This window comes from Solibacillus sp. CAU 1738, assembly GCF_039888725.1.
Classification (GTDB): Bacteria; Bacillota; Bacilli; order Bacillales_A; family Planococcaceae; genus Metasolibacillus.
This window is the reverse complement of sequence record NZ_JBDQQN010000001.1, coordinates 619,229-642,306: the sequence shown is the minus strand read 5'-3', so window position 1 is coordinate 642,306 and position 23,078 is coordinate 619,229. Positions and strand designations below refer to the sequence as shown.

The following is a 23,078-nucleotide window of genomic DNA, read 5'->3' as shown; positions in this document are numbered from 1 at the left end:
AACACATTGATTTGAATTTCGTTTTAGTTACATTAAGATAGCTCCTCACTATTTACTACAAAATAAATACATGCCGCCAAACTCCAAAATTACGAGTTAAGCGGCATGATTTTTTATGTGGTTATAGCCCTTATTCAGGATCAAATCGAACCGCATATCCACGGCCTGTTTGTCTGGTGTTATCATAGATAAAATAGAATTCTTCCGATGGATCAACGTCTTCAAACGTCAACACTGCTCGCATCATTCCATTCCCATATGAATCTAACATATAATCCTCACTTATCCCTACAACTTCTACTATTTCTACAGATTTCGGACGATATTTTTCATCATTTTGTTTAATATAAAAATGTTGTTTGGGTCTCATGTAATAGGGAAGATTATCTCGTGTTGCAAACGTGTATTCAATCGCTAATGGACTTTCATTCACCTTTTTCGCTTCAAAATAAAATAAATCATTTTTGGGTGTATCATCACTCGTTATTTTTGATGAAATTTCAAAATTATAATCACTGGCGGAAAAAGGCACATAATCAGGTTTTGGACTTTCTACTTCAGTTGAATTGTTAGCTGTAGAGCCAGATGATACGGGTGTTGCAGTTCCTCCTTCAGTAGGATCAAATCGAACCGCATATCCACGGCCTGTTTGTCTGGTGTTATCATAGATAAAATAGAATTCTTCCGATGGATCAACGTCTTCAAACGTCAACATTGCTCGCATCATTCCATTCCCATATGAATCTAACATATAATCCTCACTTATCCCTACAACTTCTACTATTTCTACAGATTTCGGACGATATTTTTCATCATTTTGTTTAATATAAAAATGTTGTTTGGGTCTCATGTAATAGTGACCACTATCTCGTGTTGCAAACGTGTATTCAATCGCTAATGGACTTTCATTCACCTTTTTCGCTTCAAAATAAAATAAATCATTTTTGGGTGTATCATCACTCGTTATTTTTGATGAAATTTCAAAATTATAATCACTGGCGGAAAAAGGTACATAATCAGGTTTTGGACTTGCTACTTCAGTTGAATTGTTACGTGTAGAGTCAGATGATAATGTTGTTGCAGTTCCTCCTTCAGTAGGATCAAATCGAACCGCATATCCACGGCCTGTTTCTCTGTTGTTATCATATACAAAATAGAATTCTTCCGATGGATCAATGTCTTCAAACGTCAACACTGCTCGAATCATACCATTCCCATATGCCTCTAAATAATTTTCCTCATCTAACCCGACAACTTCTACTATTTTTACAGATTTCGGACGATATTTTTCATCATTTTGTTTAATATAAAGATGCATTTTTGGTCTCATGTAATAGCCAAGATTATCTCGTGTTGCAAACGTGTACTCAATCGTTAATGGACTTTCATTCACCTTTTTCGCTTCAAAATAAAATAAGTCATTTTGGTGTGCATCATCACTCGTTATTTTTGATGAAATTTCAAAATCATAATCACTGGCGGAAAGAGGCACATAATCAGCTTTTGGACTTTCTACTTCAGTGGAATTGTTACTTGTAGAGCCGGATGATACAGGTGTTGCAGTTCCTCCTTCAGTAGGAGTGTAGTCGACCGCAACTTTACTATCTTCTGTTTTAGCAATGTTAATAATTACTTGAGTCATGACTGTGCCAAATGCCATAATGAAAACGGCCATCGCAACGACCATACTTCTTCGTATGAGCTTTTCCTTTTTAACACTCGTTTTTTGAACGCCTCGAATCCCATTCATTGGGGTTAAACGGCTTGCACGTTCTGCTGGAATAAGTGTTCCGATAACACCTGTTACAATTGGAACGAATGATGATAGTACGATTAAAGTAACACCAAATAAGGTAAATTCCCCGTATAAGAAGAATACAATTCCCGTTGCAACAATGACAACAAAGATCATAGCGGTTAATCCTGTGTATAAACCTTCAGCTAAGATCAACTTCCGAATAGAATGTCTTCGCCAACCAATTGCTTGTAAAACACCAATTTCTTGCTGCCTTTCAGACACGTTTTGCCAGTTAATTTCAGCGGTCGTTAAAAGAGCAATGAGTAGGGCAATTGCAATCGCTACGTAATGGAACGTACCGACCTCAAATGCTACATACTCGCCAAGAAGTGATGTAAACATGATACCTTGCATTCGGACAGTAATATATAAAAAGACTGCTAGTAAAGTTGAGGGTAAAGCAATCGCTATTACGGATAAGGCGCTGCGCTTCCATTTTGTTAGGAAATGATTCGCTGCAATCGCATAAATAGAATTAGCGCGTAAAATACGTTTTCCGTTCACCGTAATTTCACCCTCACGCATCGCTTCATACGGAGATATTTTACGGACAATATTCATCGGTAAAAGTGCACCGATAATATAAACCATAAGCGCAAATAGGCCTGTTAATAAAAAACGTACCGGCGTCACGGCATCTTGTGACGTCACACTAATAATCCCTAAAATTAACCAGGAGATGGCAGTTGCAAATAGGCCAATTAAAACACCTTCTAATAACAGCATTCGGTATAATTGAGATGGTCGCCAACCGATTGCTAAAAGCACCGCAAACTCTTTTTGTCTAGCGAGCACATTGACGATACTTGCACTCCAAACGTACGTAATGGCAACAACGACCACACTAATCATTAATGCGATAAAGCCAATATTCGCCTCTTTAAAAATGGAAATGGAAGAGCCAATGTTTACCCATGGTTGTTCGATCCATCCAATTGCGTCTTCATCATTTAACCCTGGCACATATGTTAAGGCTAATTGTGGGGATGAGCCTAATGTAATATCTGTAATTAAGCCCGTTTTCTCTTCAATTTCTTGTGCTACCCGCTCTAAAATTTGCTGGCTATCCTCATTTAACGCTGAAACATTCGCTACTTTAATTCGGATTGTTGAAATGGGGTACTCACCTAATATAGCTTCAGCCGCTTCTAACGTCGTTAACATGCCAGGTGGATTCGTTAAAAAGTCTAAAGGGTCATCTGTTGGCAATACGTCGATCGCTGGGCTAATCGGATTTCCTTCGTTGTCCATTACAAATTTTGCCGAAGCAGGGCGGTATGTTTCCATCGGTAATTCAGTTGTTGGGTCCATCGATAACTTTAATTTGCTTGCATCATAAAAGCCGATAAATTTCGGGTTTAATTTTGGTAAATCAATAAACTCCTCTGCCGCTAAATGAGGCACACGATACGTTTGTACATTACGATAACTGCCAATTGCATCGTCTCCATTTTCTACTGGTACAATTTGATAAGAAAATGGCCAGCGTTCAGCGAATGGACTTGTCATTTCCTCGTATTGAATTGGATTTGGTTTGTATAATATACCGATTGTACGACCTGGTTCAAATTCATATGGAGCAGCTATTACTTGCTCACCCGATTCCCAATCGATACCTGTTGTGTTCGATACAAATTGATGGAAAATATCCTGTTGGCTCCAATTTTTTTGTTCAACGACTGTTGTCTCAAGTGATTGTAAGTATTCTCTCCCCCCATTTTCCCTTATCATTTCCATTGTTTCGTTTGCGTTTTCTTGTGTAAAAGGAATATTCACGCGCTCAAATGAAATATTTGTTGTAGAATCTACAAAGTTTTGTGCATTTACGATAATTGGAATTTCATGTAAATTATTTCCGAGGCGATTTACTAAATTATAGCGGTCTGTTTCGTTGAAATAACGACTCGTTCCTTTTTGGACAATGGCATTTTCAAGTCCAATCAGTTTATTTTCCTGTTCAGGATCAATCGCTGCTAATAAAACATGTGAATAGACCGTATAATCAATGGACGGTGCGCCTGCCCCATAAGAACCATCCTTATTCATATAATTCCAAACACCATCTGGATACGTAAAGTGAGTATATGACTCTACTTCTTTAGTAGTTAAACCATTGTTTATTTGCTGCGTTAGTTTTCTTCGATAAATACCTGGCTCAAGTAAAGTAGTAGCATCCCCGAAATTTACATTATAGTTACTGTAGCCAAGCATCGCGATGGGAGCGGCAACTTCAACGTCTTCAATTCCTTTAATGATTTCATATTGCTTCATACTAATGCCGCCACTAAGACCACTCATGTAATTGGGCTCTAGTAAACTTTTATTTTCTGTAACGGAGCGTGATCCTTGTGGACGAACAACAATGTCATACGAGGCAGTCCAACGTTCCTGCAATGTATCGACTACTGTTCCTTTACTTTGACTTGATAAGCCGACCAAATAGGTTAGTCCTGCACTGATAATGATTACACCGACTAGTAAGAGGAAAAATCGCTCTTTCCTTCGCCACCAATTTTGAAAAATAAATTTAATCATACAGATACTCCTTGTGCATCATGTATGACAGCACCGTCTTTCATTGTAATGATCCGTTTTGCACGAGAGGCGAGGGCGGGATCATGTGTTACATAAATAACCCCACAATTTTCTTGTTCTTGAAGTGAAACGAGTAGTTGGAATATCTTTTCACCCGTTTCACTATCGAGATTTCCAGTTGGCTCATCGGCTAATAACCAGCTCGGCTTATGTATGATGGCACGAGCGATGGCAACCCGTTGCTGCTGACCGCCGGATAACTGAGAGGGAAGAGCGTTGAATTTATCTTCTAACCCTACTTGTATTAATACTTCTTTCGCACGAGCGAGCTTATCATAATTTACTTTTCTTCCGTAAAAAGCAATCATGACATTTTCAAGTACCGTTAAAGTAGGGAGTAGGTGGAATTGTTGAAAGATAAAACCGATTTCTTCAAAGCGAAAATCGGCTAAAGTATTTTTGTTCTTTGTGATGACTTCTTCACCGTCATAATGAATCGTCCCACTTGAAGGTTGGTCTAATGTACCAATTAAGCTTAGTAGTGTTGATTTGCCAGATCCAGATGGGCCGATAATGGCGATAAAATCGCCTTTTTCAAACGTAAGTGATGTGCTTTTAAGCGCATACGTTTTCGAGCCATCGCCTTCAAACGTTTTTTCTAATTGACTACAAGTGATAAGGTTAACCATTTTATCCCTCCGTTTTAATTAATCAATCGAATGACTTGGCAGTTGAATTTTGTGCAAATTTGTTGCGTTTAAATACATTGTCCCATAACCTCGCCTAAAAGTTAACATAAATATCCAGTTATGTTTAAAACTTTAATTCCGTTAATTGGCCCGTTTGCTGAAAAAGGCACAATTCATCTTCAAGAATTGCGCCCGATTGTTGAAGATCGTTATTGAACTAAAGCTACCCTTCGTATTATAAGGTCAACTAGAGAAATCTGGTTGACTATTTTTTATTCAATTTATAGATTGATAGTAGCCGGGGTAGAACGGAAGCACCCGTGGGACTTGAACCCGACAACTAAACTGTTCGCCCTCTACTTGTTAACACATGATTAGGCTGGTTGGGACATTACGATCTCGTATAACAAGCGAAGATATGAATAACAAGCTAGATAGAGGTTACCGGTCAATCCACTACCTAAGGAGGAGATAATTTATGAATCCAGTTGTTGGCCTGGATATCGCAAAAGGTGAAAGTCAGGTTCAAATGTTCTTGGATAAAAAAATGCCCTATAAAAACAGTGTGAAAGTTGATCATACGGTGGAGGGATTAGAAGAGTTACACTCTTATTTACTAGATTTAGAGCGTCAAACAGGTATGAAACCACCTATTGTTTTAGAAGCGACAGGTCACTATCATGCCCCAGTAGTACAGTTTTTAGAGGCAAGAGAGTACATTGTCATAATCGTAAAACCTCTAATATCTTATCGAGCAAAAAGCTCTAATTTACGAAAGACTAAAACAGATGCAATTGATGCCTATCACTTAGGTGAATTGTATTACAAAGAGGATTTAGAGCCTCAGAAAAAGCGTGGTATTAAGCTTTTAAACCTTCGGCATCTGACAAGGCAACACGAAAATATGACGGGAATTATGGTTCAAACAAAGCTACAATTTCAAGCTGTATTAGATCAAGTTTTCCCTGAGTATATAGGAGTTTTTGGTGATTTGTACGCCGAGATTTCTTTAATGACTTTACAGTCCTACCCTACATCTGAATCAGCACTAGACGCAGGTGTAGAAGAGATTGCACAATTTATTGATAAGCATTGTAAAGCACGTTCATTTAATTGGGCCGCATGAAAGAGCTGAGGTATTAATCGCAGCCGCAGAACGCAACCCATTTCAGTCAACGCTTTATCAAAGCCTTCTCGTTAGTCTGAATATGTATATTGATTTACTTCAAGCGTACCGCCAACAACTGTCTACGTTAGAGCGTGAGATTGATCAATTGGCGGCACAACTCGAAGAATATGAATTAATCCAGTCACTTCCAGGTGTAGGTGAAAAAAATCGCTGCCACGATACTTTCAGAAATTGGAGAAATTGACCGGTTTAATCATCCCAAAAAGTTAGTAGCTTTTGCGGGACTAGATCCCAGTGTATTTGAATCCGGACGCTTTAAAGGCACGAACAATCACATTACCAAACGCGGTTCAGCTAGGCTTCGGCATATGCTTTACACAGCCGTTCGCTGTTCAATTCGTGATAGTCGTAAAAAGATAACAACCGATGAAACTATTGCACGAAATAAACGATTAAGAGCCTTCTATGATTTGAAACGCGAGGAAGGTAAACCGTATAAAGTAGCCATTATAGCTTGTGCTAATAAGCTTTTACACTGGATTTATGCGATTTTAAAAACGAAAACGCCGTTCCAAGAAACCATCTAGTAGCAGCATTTTCAAATAGAACAAAAACCTTCCACATTGAATGAGGAGGGTTATTTGTGTTGCACATTTTTAGTATAACATGAAGTGTTTTTTGATTAAAAATGTTTTTCTTGACATTCTATTAGCTGGTTTAGTTGAAGTGCAATACTTCACAAGTTAATTAAATTTATGTTTAATTAAGACTTCCTCATCATTCTTAGTCCTTATTTTAATTCCATTTATAAATGGTTCATTTTCTATAATATCTTTCTTAGTTAAATCTTTAGACTCGAAAATTACATAGCCCTTAACTATTATTTTATCTTCATCAAATCTTTTCTCTGTGATTTCCTGTTCTATTAGTTTTTCATTAATCCAGTCAATTAAAACAGTTTCAATAGAGTCATCAATAATTGATATATTTTTTTTATTAATAATAGTTATTTCATAATTTAACTTTTGCTTTTCAAATGTTTCACCAACTCCACCAATAGAAGTCGAAATATCAGCAATTCGTAAATCTGTATTTTCTTCATTCTTGGCTGTTAAGTTCGAACAACCAGCAAATAGAAATAGCGTCACTAACAACATCAATATTTTTTTCAATTCTATCCCCTCCGCCACCATACTTTACCATAAGTAATTCAATATTTTCCTCAAGAATCTGGCCCTATTGCTGAAAAAGGCACAATTCATCTTCAAGAATTGCGCCCTTTAACAGAAGACTTGATTTCAAGATAATCTTAAAAATGCAATTATAATATTCTTTTACTATTGACTCCGTTAGTTGAGTAACATGCGTTATTTAAGTGTTTTTCTTAATCGTTTCTTCTACGTAAGTAAGAAGATTATTGTATGGGGAGTTTCCTTTCAAAAATTGTGATACCACATTCAATGGTAATATCACCATATCCCTCTTTTTAGAATAAAGAACACTCTGTGTATTGCTATTTCTAAATTCTCTATCAAGATTGGGCGAATAATTTAGTACAGAATCAGGTTCATACCAGTAAAAGTCTTGATTAATGTTATTTTTAATAACCTCACCAATATAAGCACCAATACGTTCCGCAAAATTATCAAAATGCTTATTTAAGAGTTCAGTACCAAACTCCGTATTCATTAATCTTTTTGCATAGATATCAATATATCGAATACTTTCAATAGTGAAGTCTAAATTTCTTTTAGTAAGGTTCTCTTTATCCCATGAATCATCTGATACATCCTGATAAATTAATTTTGCAATGCCAATTAAATTATCTTTTTTTAATTTTGCTTTATTAAAAAAACTAAACATAAGGTGGGATTGCTCCTTTATCAATTGTCTACGAGTACAAATACGATAATTATCTCGTATTCCGTTAAATGGCCCTTCTCATGAAGAAAAACGCTTTCCTCAGAAAAGCGCCCGATTGTTGAAGATGGTTATTCAACTAAAGTACCTGGAAGTATTCTTATTGTAGCTATGTTTATATACCTTAGCATAAAAAGCTGCATAAAAAAATTAAAAGGGAAAGCCAAGAAACGTTGGTTTCACAATATTTCTTGGCTTTTTGTGTATTTCCAAACTTACATTTGGGAATGTTTTTTAGGTTTGTTTTGTATACCTAATAAATCCTTAACCATAGGAAATACATTAGTCAGTTTTTTCCAAAGGTAATATAGGTTCTTCTTCACTATATCTTGAATAAGTCCAACCTTCATTCGAAACGTCTGTACAAGCTTTATCCGTACAGCTAAACATATACGTCTGCTTTTCCGTTTTTACATAAATTCCATAATGATAAATAGACGATGGATTCGCAACTTTAAATCGATTGACCCCTTGTTTAATTGCATAAACCGTTTCTCTTGAAGCAATCTCCTTATATCGTTTGCTTTGAATGACCATGCTTGTCATTTCCGCTAAAATGTCCTGATCATCTAAGTTCGGCGTATATGTACTTTTGATATAACTGTTAATTCCAAAATATAAATTTAATACTAAGCTGATGACAAGTAGGATAAAAATTGACTTTGATTTTTTTTGCATTTATATATCTCACTTCAAAATTATATTTTTATCAATTTTAACATGATATTAATTAAAACGAATTAAATGGAATAAAGTTACCAAAGCGTGGTTTGGTAACTTTTTTGCCTTACCGTTGTAAATCCGCATAAATCTGGCGAGACCCCTATTTGCTAAATAATTTCTCCATGAAACTTTGGCCAGTGACACGGCCATTTTGAAAAGCAGCAACCTTCCATTCCCCATTTTGTTTAACAACTACATTTGTATTTATGGATAATCTGCTTTTTGGTGTTTTCTTTTGCCACCTCATCAGAACAGCGCCAATTCTATGAACGATTGCTACATCTGGAGTTAAAAATTTTTGTTCTTGCTCAACTACCACCATTTTCGAGTCCCTTAAAATACCTTTAAAAAGTTTTTCATGTACCTCAGTAATTTCATTTCTTCCTTTTAACCGTAATCCTTGGAACGTGACATAATCAGCATCTTCCGTAAAACAAGAACTATAAATACTCAACTCTGCATTTTTCCCCCAAGCGGTATCCATCCTATTTAACAGTTCTTTAATTGCAGCCGATTCATTTTGTTCATTAAACATATATATACCTCCAAGTTTCTATATTTATCTTTAAAAATACACTTTGTAATCTAACGACGCTCTAGCCTGTGTTACACAGTATTTAGTCTACTACGCAATATAAGAGTTGCGCCACAATATGGCCCGATTGCAAGCCCGGTAGGAATACCATTTATCAGTTTTAAAGAATGGTCTTCATCTCTAGTGTCACTTATTCCAAAAGAAATGAGGCTATCTTTATATTTTGTTTCGGGTCCATCCCAAGTCTTTAGCAACTCCTCTTTAAACTTACCCTTTTCAAACACCTCCACTGAAAATTGCAAATCATCATCTTCTTTTAAAGTGCCATTTAGCTTGAAAAATTCAATTTGCTCCACACCTGTTTTACTAATGAGCAATCTTTCTTTTTCACTCATGTTGTATAACTCTATGGATATTTTAGTATTAGATGGAGATTTTTCTTTTCTACACCTGCGCACCCTGTTAACAACAAGGTGAAAATTATAAACAAGCAGTAGCCTTTAAAGTGTCGCATTTTTTATTCCCAAATTAATCCATGTTTCATTAAATTATTTCAATTTACCTCCATTTTCGCAATAAACATCCCCTTGTTAATGGTCCTTTTCATGAAGAAAGACGCTTTACTTATTACAGAAAAGCGCCCTTTAATGGAATAACTGAAATATGATCTTAGCCATAAAAATACGTAATTCTTCTTGAACTAACGCCACCCGTTAATTGAACAAGCACATCCTCTTCTTTTGTTCCAACCTCTCATTTAAACACATCAAAAACTTTACTTTCACCATCTTCATACTGGCAAATAACAATTTGTAAGTTTTTTATATTCCAGTCTAAGGAACGTAAATATATAAACGAATTATTCAACTCTACAATTTTGTCACTAGTAAGATATTGTAAATCGAAATATTTATCGTACTGTTCATTATGACCAGGTGTTTCAACAGTATTTGTTATAAACACACCAGAAGACTGTTCCTTAGTTTCTTTGATGACTCTAGAATTAATATCGTATTGATGGGTATATAGAATTTCGTTAGAAAAAGGCCTATCAATATTTCCAATATAGATTGTTGTACCATCTTGAGATACAGATGCCAACATCATGGAGATGTCATATGATTTCATATGTTCATATGAAATTCGATTCGTAACAAGTGAATTTTGCATATTATATACAATGACTCCAAATGTACCCTGAATAACCGTTATGTTGTCATTGGCATATAAAAGTCGGGGCATTTCGGAACCTATGTTCATATGTGGAATGTCAGACAGGTCTACGGATAATTCTTCAGATTTATTGTTTAAACATCCAGCTAAAATTAGAAGTGTCCAAATAATTACTGAAAAAAGCGCAAATTTGTACTTCATTAATATCCCCCTTAGTTTCACTTGTTAAGCTCTTCTGCTCTATAGTTTAAGTACAATCTTACACAAAAACCACTCTAGCATTACCATATGTATTCAATTTTTCTTAAGATTCTTCCTCCATTAAATGGCCCGATATTCTGCCATATTAGCTTAAGTACATTTCTTCACAAACTTTACAAAGATAGTAACATAAAAATCCAACAAAAAAATCATCTCACCTCTAAAGGTGTAAATTGGCAATAAAATTTTAAAGCCGCAAACAGACATAACCCCGTTCTAAGTTAGGACGGGGTTAAAATATATTTGTTTAATTTTTGATGTCAGATGCTCAATGCACTGAAAAACATAGTAATAAAGTTGTTTAAATTTAGTGGTTCCTGTACAGACACTCATTTGCAAATTGTTATAAATCGTCCAACGAGGAAAATGTTCTTTCGTTCATTTAATTTGCCTCAAAGTTCTAGGGGCTTATTCACCTACCATACCGTCGTTATCACGATCTTGCATATATTTGTACAACCAGTGTTCTCTAGTTATTGGCATACTGAAACCAGCTGCTTTTGCTTCATCTATAGTCACGATACCATTACCATTTGTATCAACACTAGAAAGATCACCTTCATTTGTTGAAGAACTTGATGATTTGGACTCGGACTCATTATTTCCGTTTAGTCCAAGAGATTCGTTTACTTCATCAGGGTTCACATTTTCAAATGAATCTGTAATGACATTTCCGTTTATTGTATAAGTATACTGATAACTTGAAGGAATCTGCGTTTGCGTATTCGGATATGTAATAATTGCTTCAAAATTAGTAGCTCCACCTGCTTTACGAATTGCGTCTTCCATATAGGCCTGATCACCATGTCGATTTAATGTACTATTTTGCGGGGTAATATTATAAGCATTCGATACTCCTCCGAGAGAATCTGCAATTACATGTCCTTCATCTAGAAACTTACTTTCGACGCCAGGAACCTTTGCCTCATCAGCATAGTATCTGCCATTCGATAATACAGGTTCCTTACTGTCATCTTGTAGAATAATTTCGTCAGCAATGACACGTACTAGTTGCCCGTATTCATTCGTGAAGGCCCAATATTCACGGTCCCCATAACCAATGTCAACAACAACGTTAGGTTCACGATATCCTGACAAATCACCACCATCAACTTTAATAAGTTTGTATCCCGAGAACAGGTCATTATTTTGTTTGGTTGGCGTTTCTTTCACTACTGGTTCATCTACAACCGTAGTGACCGCCTCTTCTTTTTCACTATTATTTGAATTTGTTTCAACTGTGGTTACATCTTGTGAATCTGTTTCTTTATCTGTAACGGATGCATCTTCTACGTTAGTACAACCAACTATAAAGATGGCAGTTAAAAGTAAGATTAAATAATTTATTTTCTTTTTCATTTTAGGACTCCTTATAGTATTTTTACAGAACATTCTAGAGATCTTTGAATAAAACATAAATTAACATTGTTAAACTATATATAATAGTATATTACAATATTAATTTTATTACAGTAGATACTTAGTTCGAAGTATGTAGTGTTAACTTTCAATAAAGATTAGTAGAGTCCATTGCATTATATTTTTCAAATATTAAATTTAGCTAGTACTTGCTTATGGCGGAATAACTACTTTCACTATCTTACCTATACTTTTATATCAATATTCAGTTTTAAAAAAGATGTTATTTAGTAATATTGGTTCTAGTACTGAAAAAGGCACAATTCATCTTAAAGAATTGTGCCCGTTAATTGCAGAAGCACCCCCTCTTTTATTACACATTATCCTTCGTTTAGTCCTTTTCATCCTTAACAAAGAAATTAATCTCCTTTAAGTGCTCATGTATGTGCAGCGTATCTAATTTGGATAAAATATTCCGAGTTTTAATTCAACTATTTTTTACCTGATATCATTGACTCTTACAAGGGTCTAGTCTTATTATTTTTATATTGACTCAATTTATTACAAATAGTCACCAAAGGAGAAGAACATATGCCTAAAATCATAAGTGAGCAGGAGAAGGAGCATATCAAAAATGCAATGTATATCAAAGGAATAGAGCTTATTCGGAAGAAAGGCATAAAGCGAGTTACGGTTGAAGATATTACAGCAGCTGTGCAAATAGCCAAAGGTTCCTTCTATACCTATTATCCTTCCAAGGAAGAATATCTCTATCACATTATGAAGCAAAATGAGCAAGCTTTACTTGACCGAGTTCTTGAAATCGGAGCTAGCTCGGGACATTTTAAGGACAAGATTACGCATGCACTTCATGAAATTTACTTGGCGCCAGATAGTCTTGCACTCTATGTTCAGCCATCGGACCTAGAATATTTGCTGCGCAAGCTTCCAGATTCTTTTAACAAAAAGGAACAGGATAAATCCAAAACTAATTTTCAGAGTACAATGAATGGCTTGGGAATAGAGGATGTTCAATGTGATTATAGCGTACTTGCGAATTTAATGGATGGCTTACATTTTATCGCCTCAAATCAAAACCAATACGGTGAACAAGGAAGGACACAAGCATTAAGCATTCTTGTAGATGCAATTGCGGAATATCTAAGCAAGTGCAAGCAATTCAACCAAAAATAACTAGAGGAGGCATTCATATGAATCAATCTTTGATTATTTTCATAGCGGCTATTGCCTGCATCAGTATGGCGATTTATTGGTTTCTCAATACAAAGAAGCGTGCAACAGCTTGTCATATCGATACACCAAACGGAATAGATGAGGGCGAGTATGTGACGATCGGTGGAATCCAGCAGTTTTTATATCATCGTGGTGAAAATAAGGATCACCCCGTCCTCTTATTCCTGCATGGAGGTCCTGGCAGTCCAATGCTTCCTTTTGCCCAAGACTTTCAGTTTCCTTGGGAAGATAAAGTAACCGTTGTCCACTGGGAACAACGAAACAGTGGTAAAACCTTCTTTGCGAATGATCCACAGAAAGTCACGCCAACAACAACGATTGAACAAGCGTTACAGGATACATATGAAGTGGTGAGCTATTTACAAAAGAAATATAACCAAGAAAGAATCCTTCTGCTTGGTCATTCATGGGGTTCTATCTTAGGTAGTCTATTCACCATGCAATATCCGCAGATGGTTCAAGCCTATATTGGAGTTGGACAAGTTGTAAATATGTTTGAAAACGAACGAATTGGCTACGAGAAAGCATTGGAATGCAGCAGACAAGTAAAAAATCAGAAAGATATTAGCACCTTACAATCTTTAAGTCCTTATCCCTAGCACCATTTTAGTGATGCCATGGTCAAGAAGCTTATGAAACTTCGTAAGTTGCAAGGTAAGTATAAGCTTGCGATGCAACCATCACTTCAACTAGTTATGAGCGTACTAAGTTCTCCCTTTTATTCGTTCAAAGATATTAAATACATGTTAATGAGCGATGTACTAGAAATAAAACAACGTGCTATTCTGGAATTTTTGTTTAAGTCCTATGATCTGAACATGGTAACTTCAGACTATCAAGTTCCAGTATTCTATATCCATGGCGAGGATGACTGGCAAACTCCTTATTCTCTCGCTCGCACATACTTTGATCAACTCAAGGCGCCCATGAAACAATTTTACTCCATACCAAATGCTGGACATGTGACGATGCTTGATCAGAAGGAGTTATTCAACGAAGCTTTATTCGACATTATCGATCAAATCAAACATTAATTACCAAAGCCATTCCATCATAGCACCATGATGGAATGGGACTCGAATATCTCAACCAAGTCAGTATGCATAGGCTTCACAATATATGTCAAATGCTCTTATACAACTAAATGGTCCTATTGCTGAAAAAGGCACAATTCATCTTCAAGAATTGTGCCCGATTCTGGAATAGTCCTTTACTTAAATAACTGATTCACCTTATCTTCATTCTCAAGATGTTTTTGCGTAAGTGCCTTCAAATCATCTTCATTTTTCAATTCACTAAAATCTTCTCCATACCAATTTTGCAGGTTTTCTTTCGTTATTTTGTATTCTTGATTATCAAAATTAAACGCTATCCAATCTGCATTCTGAACTAATGTAAATAAAAATGTAGCGTTAAAAGCGGCTGTTTTTTTATAGTTTTGTTCTGACTCTGACCAATCGTAATTTAAAATAATTCCATATGGCTTCTCTTTTGTTTCAAGCTCGAACCCTTTTAAATGTTCCGCACCTTGCAATTGATTTACGATGTTCCCTACCGCACTGTTATCGCCAACAAGGGAATCTTTAAATTTAAATATATCTTCCTTCCCATCCTCTTTCCCGTTATTTGTGTTACATCCACTTACAATTAAAATTACCACTAATGACAGGGATAAAAATTTAAGCATTTGTTTCATTCGTTTCGCTCCAAATCAATTAGTTACTCACCCATAAAATTTATCATATTGCTCTACAAAAAGGCCCTTTAATGAAAACGAGCGCTGTTCCTTATTACAGTATCGCGCCCGGTACTTGAACAAGCAAGTTACAAATCGCAACTGTCATCCGTATTATTCCTCTTCTTTTTATCACCAATATACTTCCAAAGATAGTATGTCGACCAGAATAAAGCTGTAGATATAAATATTGAAAATGGTACAACGTAAGTTTTTTCAAGAATATAATCAGGGGTAAAAACAGCGAACAAGACCAAGATAATTATTGCTGGAATCAAAAGAATCCAGTAACGTTTGTCCTTAAAAGTGCTAAAACTCCACATACAACCCTCCTGTACCCACATGTGATTTTCAAATTAAAGAAATTATTTTTTATTTTTTAATTCTAAAAGTATAGGTGCTATATTTAGTAAGATAGAAACAATTGTCAGAAACCAAAACGCCTTATTCATATTAGGTACTTCCCTTAAAGCCGACCAATCTTCACCTTTTATCCAATTAGATACAAGGCTATGTTCTGCACAGAGTGTCAATGCTGTAAATGATAACCCCATTGCCATTGCCAATTTATAATCTCTGCCTGTTCCATACATATAAAGATTTATTAAAGTTGCTACTATAGCAATAAGACCGATTATTAACCACATAATTATGCCTCCCCTTTTCAATATAGACATAAATTGTAATTAAGTTGTTCCCAAACCCTCGTTTAGTATCCTTTCATAAAAGAATGATTTCTAAAACTTCTCTAATTCTATAAGTAAATTTTTAAGTATGGTTAAATATTCTGTCGATCTAGTGCCGTTATTATAGAGTAAAATGTGTATATAATTATAGGCATATTTGCGAAGAAACATGATACGATTGCTAAATCAATAAATAGCATGTTAGGTGAAAAATTAATATTTATATTACCTTCGATAAAATCTGTAACTGGATTCACACTTATAGTTGCTAAAAGAAAAATAAATGTTAATTCCATACCTATGTCTCTAATTTTATAATAAAACTGAGGTACTCTAATTTTTAATTTTATTAATTTCCTTTCAATAAAACCGAACTGGTCAAGTAAAGATTTATACATCCCTCTTTGAATTAATAATCCCAATACCCCTACTGTGAAAAAAATGCTTAATATCCATAGAGGAAAGTCAACGATTAAACTCAAAATCATAAGACTTCCTATACAAGCCAAAATAAGTAATAACATTTTATAATATTTTTTCAAAATGAAACCTCCAAAAAAGACAGTTTTAAATTTCCATACAAAGTATTTAAAAACCTCCTGACAAATGTCAGAAGGTTTTAATCTCCCTAAGTAATTATTTATACATCTAATTACGTCGTTCTCTTCTAGGAATTTCGTGGAAAGGAATTGTTGTTCGATCATGAATTAAGAACGTATTCCGCAAAATAATAATATACTAAATGCATCGTTAAAACGTGCGTTCAAAAGGCTAAATTCAATCATTGAACGAGGCTACATCACCTTTTTTTCAATGGATTTTCAATATATCCCCACTTGCCATTTATTTTAACCGCAGCCAAGCCTTCACTAAAACTTAGCGCATCTTCATATTTTGGTTTAATTACTTCTTTACCATTAGTATTAATAAATCCATATTTGCCGTTTAGTTCTACCACCGCTAAGCCTTCACTAAAATCTTTTGCAGATGTATATTTGGGTGAGACAATTTCTTTACCACTTGTATTAATGAACCCAATTTTACTATTATCAGTAAGAAAATCCGGTTCACCTGTAACTCTAGCGAACCCGTTTTTATAATTAGAAACATGGGTATAGTATTTTGAAATACGTTCTCCTTTTTTATTAATAAATGCATCGCGGTTAAGGTCGGTATTAGTCACTCTAAAAAGCCCATCATTAAATACATCTGATTCGTAGAAATAATAGCGTTCACTTTTTGCTATTCTCTTACCCGTTTTATCAATAATATATTGATTTCCATTAATTAGTGCTACAGCAGCCCCTTCATTAAAATCAGATACTTTATCATATTGAGGAGCAATAACCTTTTTACCAGTTTTATCTATGAAACCATACTTAAAGTCAATATTTGATGGAACAGAAATAGCAGCTAAGCCACCACTAAAATTTCTGCTAATAGAATATTTCAATGAAATAACGACTTTACCTGTAGTATTGATAAATCCATACTTATAATTTTTTTCGACGACCGCATATCCTTCGCTAAATCCCCCAAATCCGTCATATTGTGGCTTTACAATTTCTTCTCCCGCCTTATTGATAAAACCAAATTTTCCATTATTATAAATTTCAGCAAATCCATTATTAAATTCCCCAATATATTTATACTTCATAGGTACTACAAAGTTCCCAGATGTATCAATCACTCCATAACTAGATAGATCTTTAATTCTGGCAACACCATCTTTAAATTCATACGTACCATCTCTACTATAAGAATAGTAATTTATCGGTATATGTGAAACTACTTTTCCTGTTTTATCAATAAAATATCCGCTTATAAAAGCTAAACCCTCACTAAAACTTCCCACTGCCCCTGTGTATTGTGGCTCAAGGATAAAATTTTCTGTTGATGTTGCATTAGTTTGTGAAACTTTACTGTCAACATTTGTATTATCTGCGTATGAATTATTATGTATTGAAATGAAAAATAAAAAAGCAAACACAATAATTGTCGAATTTTTTTTGGAGTATTTTTTCACTTAATCAAACCTCTTCCTCTAAATATCGGATTACCATTTTCAGTATAGAGGAAATATTAGTAATTTAATATATTTAATGAGTAATTAAAGTATTATTTTAACTGTTATGTATATATTGCGGTTCACTGCCGTAACATGGGTTTATTTCCGTCCCAGATTGTCGCTTCTAGGGGGGAGAATACTAATGAGTGCATAGGAAGTTTTAGGAAAGTAAATAGAGGAAGCAAATGAACTGCCAATTCAGTAAAAAACAAAGACAGGATTAAATAAAGCATAAAGTTGAAAACGCATCCTCACGAATGAAGATGCGTTTTGTTATATCGAGCAAAAGGCTAAAAACCAAACTTACTCAAAATAAATGAGTAACACTCCGCGATTTCACGCAACTGGTTGAAACGACCGGATGCGCCGAAGTGGCCTGCACCCATGTTTGTTTTTAAAACAAGTGTGTTGTCATCTGTTTTTAATTCACGCAGGCGAGCTACCCATTTCGCAGGCTCCCAATAACCGACACGCGGGTCATTTAAGCCTGTCGTAATATACATATTAGGGTACGGCTTTGATTCTACGTTGTCATACGGACTATAAGATTTCATGTAGAAATAATCGTCCTCGTTTTGCGGGTTACCCCATTCATCCCATTCTAAAGTTGTTAATGGAATCGAATCATCTAGCATCGTCGTCATAACATCGACAAACGGTACTTCTGGAACAATGACTTTAAAACGATCGCCCGCCATATTAGATACAGCGCCTACTAACAATCCACCAGCACTTCCACCACGGGCTGCGATAAGTTCGGTTGTTGTAAAGCCTTGCTCGATTAAATAATTCGCTGCATCGATAAAGTCCGTAAAGCTATTGCGTTTATTCTGCATTTTGCCGTTAAAATACCACGTACGCCCAAGTTCTGAACCACCGCGCACTTGCGCAATCGCCATTATCACACCTTTTTCAAGCATCGGTAGACGATAAGCGCTAAAAAACGGATCGCTACTATTCCCATATGAGCCGTAAGCATCTAAAATAAGCGGCACTGGACCATTGTCGAGCGCATCTTTTTTATAGTGTAGAAGTATTGGAACGTTTACACCGTCTGCTGCTGTTGCCCAAACTTGCTGCTGCACGTATTGCTCACGGTCGTAATCGCCTGTAACCGATGCCTCTTGCAAAACTTCCTTTTCCCCCGATTCAATATCGATTCGTATTGTCGTTTTCGGCGTTAAAAATGATTGGTATTGAATTAAAACTTCAGAAGCTTCATAGTCTTGATATGGAACAAGCGATACCGAATAAATTGCTTCATCCCAATCTAACTGATTAAGAGAATCACCCTCGATACGCCAAATTTGCTCTAACCCGTTTTCGCGACCCGTTACATAAACATGGTGTTTAAATGGATAAATATTTTCGATAAAACGTTTCTCGTCGTACGGAACAACAGCCGTACGCTCATTGAAGTTATCCAATGGGCAACGAAGTAACGTGAAGTTCAATGCATTTTCATTCGTTAATAGTAAAAGTTCGTCTTCCCAATGCTCTACATCGTATTCGATGCCTTCGCGGCGTGCTTCAAATAACTGTGGTGCTAATAACGGCTCATCCGCATCAATAATTTGCACTTCTGTTGTCGTCGTTGATTTCGAAACTACGAAAACAAAACGATTACTTTTTGATTTTTCAATAAATAAATCAAACGTTACGTTCGTTTCTTCAAATAAAAGCTCATCTGAGGTATATTTAGTACCAATTTCATGAAGCCAAACTTGATATGGACGCTGTAATTCATTAAGCTTCACATAAAAAATGTATTTTCCGCAATTACTCCATTCAACGCTGCTGTATAGATAAACGTTTGGAATTGTATCTTCTAACAGCTCCCCCGTATGCAAATCTTTCACAAATAACGTATAGCTATCTGTTCCGTCGCGATTTTCTAAATAGGCAACATAGCGGTGATCTATAGAATAACGCTGCTCAGTAACACTTAAATAGTCATGATCTTTAGCAAGTTCATTTTCATCTACTGTAATTTCCTCTTCAGAAGATGCTAACGCCGCCCGATTTTCTGCCCGTTTACGTGCGAAAATTGGATATTGTTTTTCTTTTTCTTGACGGTAGTAATAATAGTAAGGCCCTTTTTGAATGGGCACTTGACTTTCTGAAGCGGGTACACGTGCCACCATGGCTTCATATAGTTCAGTTGTTAAACTTTCAAGTGGCTTCATGACCTCATCATAATAGCTGTTTTCGTCCTCTAAATAAGCGATGACTTCTGGATTGGATTTATCTTTCATCCAATAATATTCATCATGTCGAACGTCCCCGTGCAGTTCGAATGTATGAGGAATTTGCTTTGCAATTAGTTTATTCAAATTCAATTCTCCTCTCTGTATATCAATATAAATTCTATAAATTTACTTAAATTCCTCTTAAATACATTTACAACCTACAAAAAATATTTCTACATACCTTAAAGTACATGGCTAATACTTGGGTGAATCCTACAATAAAAAACAAAATGAAGGGATAAACTTGGGTTCGATTTCCGGGTCTTTTTTTAACAATCCTTTCTCTGTTTTCTCTTCTTTTCATTGTTGTAGAACTCGATTAAAAATTGAAACTGAATTGATCTACCTAACAGATAAATGGTATTTATTTACCATTTATCGTTCCAAATGTTGGTAGTATAATTGTGTAATCCTACAGTTATAAAGGAGAGAAATAAATGACAGCTCAACAACAAGCAGCAATGCAATCCATGATTGAATGGCTCGCAGATGAACGTGAACTCGGGCAACAACCTAGCAAAATTGAAATTGCGGGAGAATTTGATTTACATGATATGCACTACTACATATTCAAGTATAAAAAAGCGATGCTTGGAAAATGGCTCCTTGGGGTATGCGGAGGCTATGAGGATCAGTCTGACACCGAGCATTGCGGCCATATATTCAGCGAGATGCAACCCTATGATCCAGCGACTGCAGAGCAAGAAGCTGTTAAGATGGTAGAAATGATCAGAGAATACTGGATGAAGCAGGCAGCAGCTTATGAATCTACACAATCCGAGGCGAACGAGATGGAAACGCAAGACAATGGAACTGGTATTTTTAACGGGTTCGTTCTGCTTAACTCAGCGGAATGTGATCTTGATCAAGTAAAAGCTAACCTATTGAAAGATTGGAACATCTCCTGCTCTTCGGAAGAGGATGAGGAAACCTCGGGAGAAACAAAGGAAGGAACCATAGCCTTTGAAGTGGACGACTGCCTTTTAGCAGTAAGTTTTGTCGATGCCCCAATACCAGATGGTGAGGCTGAGCATTATGCACAAGGAAACTACTTGTGGAAGGAAGCCGTGGAGGTTACTAAAACGCATGTAGCTCAAATCATCCTGGCTGTATTTACTCGTTCCGGCTCCCCGCTAGATAGCGGCAGGCTATACACCAAGCTGGCGGCTAGTTGTCTAAAGCTTCCTAACGCAATAGGGATCTATACAAGCGGTACCGTATTTCAGCCTGAACTTTTTATAGATATGGCTGAAGTCATGAAGAATGACGACATGTTTCCTATTCTGAATCTTGTTTATTTCGGCCTGGTAGGAACGGAAACAGGGATAGATGGATATACGTATGGACTAAGAGCCTTTGGCAAGGATGAGATTGAAATACTGGACAGCCAAGTATCCCCTGCCGAACTGCGTGAAATGTTGATTGATATTTCAGGGTATATTGTGGAAGAAAACGTCACTTTAAGGGATGGAGAAACTATAGGCTTCACAGTAGAGCAAAAACTGCCAATTTCCCGTTCCGAGGGAGTTTATCTCGATGGGGATACTATTAAAATCAAATACTAGTCACATTCTAAAAGTTAAAATTATTAAAGAGCCTAAAAAGAATGATCGGGGAGGATATGGTGGCTATTTCACCGACCTTGATGGATAATATTAGGAAGTTTGATTTGGAGAAGATTAGGAATTTCGTGAATCCAATATGTTAGTTATTAATGACTAATAGCCTTAAATAAAAGTCATTAAATACTTTATTATTCATTTTTGAAGATTTCTATACATTAAACGATTTTTAAAAGTCTTGTTACTTAAGTAAATGTAACAAGACTTTTATTTTCAAACAAATGAAATAACTTTATTATTTGTAAACGATTTCTACTAAAATACAGACTTATCTTTTATCCTTATGTTATCCATCTTTATGATTTTTATTTCACGAATGAACGTCGTGTCGGTTAGGAGTAACAGTAAATCTCATCCGCCGCTAATTTACCATTTTTCTACCAACTCAAACTTTATTGTGTTATGATTCTTTATAGTAATAATTTCCAGTTATTTAAGACGCAAGGAGATGATGATTTGAATATAAAAACTTCTTATCAAGGAGTAGTTGAACTTAGGATAATGAATTGGGATGCTATTGACAGTTTAGGTGAAAAGATTACCGAAGTTAGAGACTCACAAAAAATTTATACAAATGACATAGTTGAAATACAACAAGTTGTAGATTTTGGTCGAGTTACAGAAAGGTCTCATAGAATACTTATTATTTTTAACTTAAAAAGAGATTTAGATAATCTTGGAGAAAAAATAATTTTATGAGTTGTTTTCAATAATCTAATGCCTAGCCAATACATCAATCTAAGGGCTTGTGCGTATAAAACAACTATACAGCACAAGTGCTTTTGTTATGCTTCCTCAACAATCACAAGAACGCTTCATTGAACCAACTGTAAGATTAATCCACGTGAACAATCCATCCACTTGAACGAATCTCGATTGCTCTCAATGTTGTTTTGTAGCGCTTGAAATAGAATAAGCAAACCAACTTAATGTTTTGCTAATTCAGTACTTGATGGCAAGATAAACTTCGCGCTTCATGACTTCCATTTTCTTAAATGGTGGAGGTTCATCCAGCTTTCCTATCCTTATCAAACATTCCGACCACAAAATACTCTTGATTAAATTTATGCTCAATCATTCGGTAACCCTTCAAGAAGTCCATATACTTAATCGATGTTCGTTTAACGATGCCTGCTTCAGCAGATAACTTAGATAAGGGAACATCATAGCCACCAAACCTATCTTTCTTGTACTATAACCAACTGTACAAATAAAATCCTTATTTGCCATACAGGACATAAATATGTTGAAGTCCACTGAATGGGTTGCAGTCACATCATAGAACATACCTTCAATTTCTCCCTTTATTTCACCGTCTGCGTTTAAGCGCTGTATAACACGC

Annotated in this window: 19 protein-coding genes and 1 pseudogene; 6 read left to right on the top strand and 14 right to left on the bottom strand. The window is 35.6% G+C overall.

Annotated features, from left to right (window positions below):
- Nucleotides 1–130 precede the first annotated feature (130 nt).
- A complete protein-coding gene (locus AAFN87_RS03265; RefSeq protein WP_347789586.1) occupies nt 131–4,333 on the bottom strand; it encodes an ABC transporter permease in 4,203 nt (1,400 codons plus the stop codon).
- Nucleotides 4,330–5,022: an ABC transporter ATP-binding protein gene (locus tag AAFN87_RS03260; RefSeq protein ID WP_347789584.1), complete on the bottom strand. Its 693-nt coding sequence runs from the start codon at nt 5,020–5,022 to the stop codon at nt 4,330–4,332. Before AAFN87_RS03260 ends, AAFN87_RS03265 begins: the two co-directional genes overlap by 4 nt.
- Before the next feature lie 478 nt (nt 5,023–5,500).
- Here AAFN87_RS03260 and AAFN87_RS03255 point away from each other — a divergent pair.
- Nucleotides 5,501–6,738, top strand: a pseudogene (locus AAFN87_RS03255) (IS110 family RNA-guided transposase).
- A 156-nt stretch (nt 6,739–6,894) separates the two neighbouring features.
- Here AAFN87_RS03255 and AAFN87_RS03250 read toward each other — a convergent pair.
- The 7 genes from AAFN87_RS03250 to AAFN87_RS03220 form a co-directional block, all read right to left on the bottom strand.
- Entirely contained in the window at nt 6,895–7,323 is a 429-nt protein-coding gene (locus AAFN87_RS03250) for a hypothetical protein (protein WP_347789582.1), read from the bottom strand.
- A 199-nt stretch (nt 7,324–7,522) separates the two neighbouring features.
- Nucleotides 7,523–8,014 carry a hypothetical protein gene (locus tag AAFN87_RS03245; RefSeq protein WP_347789580.1) on the bottom strand — a complete coding sequence of 164 codons (492 nt, stop codon included), beginning with the start codon at nt 8,012–8,014 and terminating at the stop codon, nt 7,523–7,525.
- Between the two features lie 339 nt (nt 8,015–8,353).
- Nucleotides 8,354–8,749 (bottom strand): hypothetical protein, encoded by a 396-nt coding sequence (locus AAFN87_RS03240; RefSeq protein WP_347789578.1) that lies wholly within the window; start codon nt 8,747–8,749, stop codon nt 8,354–8,356.
- A 145-nt stretch (nt 8,750–8,894) separates the two neighbouring features.
- Nucleotides 8,895–9,329 (bottom strand): SgcJ/EcaC family oxidoreductase, encoded by a 435-nt coding sequence (locus tag AAFN87_RS03235; RefSeq protein WP_347789576.1) that lies wholly within the window; start codon nt 9,327–9,329, stop codon nt 8,895–8,897.
- A gap of 71 nt (nt 9,330–9,400) precedes the next feature.
- Nucleotides 9,401–9,724 carry a hypothetical protein gene (locus AAFN87_RS03230; protein WP_347789574.1) on the bottom strand — a complete coding sequence of 108 codons (324 nt, stop codon included), beginning with the start codon at nt 9,722–9,724 and terminating at the stop codon, nt 9,401–9,403.
- 358 nt (nt 9,725–10,082) lie between these two features.
- Nucleotides 10,083–10,703 (bottom strand): hypothetical protein, encoded by a 621-nt coding sequence (locus AAFN87_RS03225; protein WP_347789572.1) that lies wholly within the window; start codon nt 10,701–10,703, stop codon nt 10,083–10,085.
- 468 nt (nt 10,704–11,171) lie between these two features.
- A complete protein-coding gene (locus AAFN87_RS03220; protein ID WP_347789570.1) occupies nt 11,172–12,122 on the bottom strand; it encodes a DNA/RNA non-specific endonuclease in 951 nt (316 codons plus the stop codon).
- 591 nt (nt 12,123–12,713) lie between these two features.
- Between AAFN87_RS03220 and AAFN87_RS03215 the strand changes: the two genes are divergently transcribed.
- Genes AAFN87_RS03215 through AAFN87_RS03205 form a run of 3 tightly spaced genes read left to right on the top strand, consistent with a single transcriptional unit; the run spans nt 12,714 to nt 14,410 of the window.
- Entirely contained in the window at nt 12,714–13,316 is a 603-nt protein-coding gene (locus AAFN87_RS03215) for a TetR/AcrR family transcriptional regulator (protein WP_347789568.1), read from the top strand.
- 17 nt (nt 13,317–13,333) lie between these two features.
- Nucleotides 13,334–13,975 carry an alpha/beta fold hydrolase gene (locus AAFN87_RS03210; protein ID WP_347789566.1) on the top strand — a complete coding sequence of 214 codons (642 nt, stop codon included), beginning with the start codon at nt 13,334–13,336 and terminating at the stop codon, nt 13,973–13,975.
- A 33-nt stretch (nt 13,976–14,008) separates the two neighbouring features.
- Nucleotides 14,009–14,410 (top strand): alpha/beta fold hydrolase, encoded by a 402-nt coding sequence (locus AAFN87_RS03205; protein ID WP_347789564.1) that lies wholly within the window; start codon nt 14,009–14,011, stop codon nt 14,408–14,410.
- Between the two features lie 176 nt (nt 14,411–14,586).
- On the opposite strand, the gene AAFN87_RS03200 is transcribed toward AAFN87_RS03205, so the two are convergent.
- The 5 genes from AAFN87_RS03200 to AAFN87_RS03180 all read right to left on the bottom strand — a co-directional run bounded on the left by AAFN87_RS03200 (nt 14,587) and on the right by AAFN87_RS03180 (nt 20,198).
- Nucleotides 14,587–15,072 (bottom strand): DUF4825 domain-containing protein, encoded by a 486-nt coding sequence (locus AAFN87_RS03200; protein WP_347789562.1) that lies wholly within the window; start codon nt 15,070–15,072, stop codon nt 14,587–14,589.
- A 404-nt stretch (nt 15,073–15,476) separates the two neighbouring features.
- The gene (locus AAFN87_RS03195; RefSeq protein WP_347789560.1) at nt 15,477–15,758 is read right to left on the bottom strand and encodes a hypothetical protein; all 282 of its coding nucleotides are present in this window, start codon (nt 15,756–15,758) and stop codon (nt 15,477–15,479) included.
- Nucleotides 15,759–15,889: 131 nt separating this feature from the next.
- A complete protein-coding gene (locus tag AAFN87_RS03190; protein WP_347789559.1) occupies nt 15,890–16,339 on the bottom strand; it encodes a hypothetical protein in 450 nt (149 codons plus the stop codon).
- Nucleotides 16,340–16,596: 257 nt separating this feature from the next.
- On the bottom strand, nt 16,597–17,823 hold the full coding sequence (locus AAFN87_RS03185; RefSeq protein ID WP_347789558.1) for a WG repeat-containing protein: 1,227 nt from the start codon (nt 17,821–17,823) through the stop codon (nt 16,597–16,599).
- A gap of 332 nt (nt 17,824–18,155) precedes the next feature.
- The gene (locus AAFN87_RS03180; RefSeq protein ID WP_347789556.1) at nt 18,156–20,198 is read right to left on the bottom strand and encodes a S9 family peptidase; all 2,043 of its coding nucleotides are present in this window, start codon (nt 20,196–20,198) and stop codon (nt 18,156–18,158) included.
- Nucleotides 20,199–20,551: 353 nt separating this feature from the next.
- Here AAFN87_RS03180 and AAFN87_RS03175 point away from each other — a divergent pair, with 353 nt between their 5' ends.
- The gene (locus AAFN87_RS03175; protein WP_347789554.1) at nt 20,552–21,679 is read left to right on the top strand and encodes a DUF4261 domain-containing protein; all 1,128 of its coding nucleotides are present in this window, start codon (nt 20,552–20,554) and stop codon (nt 21,677–21,679) included.
- Nucleotides 21,680–22,192: 513 nt separating this feature from the next.
- Nucleotides 22,193–22,435, top strand: coding sequence for a hypothetical protein (locus AAFN87_RS03170; RefSeq protein ID WP_347789552.1), 243 nt, complete (start codon nt 22,193–22,195; stop codon nt 22,433–22,435).
- Nucleotides 22,436–23,078: the final 643 nt, after the last annotated feature.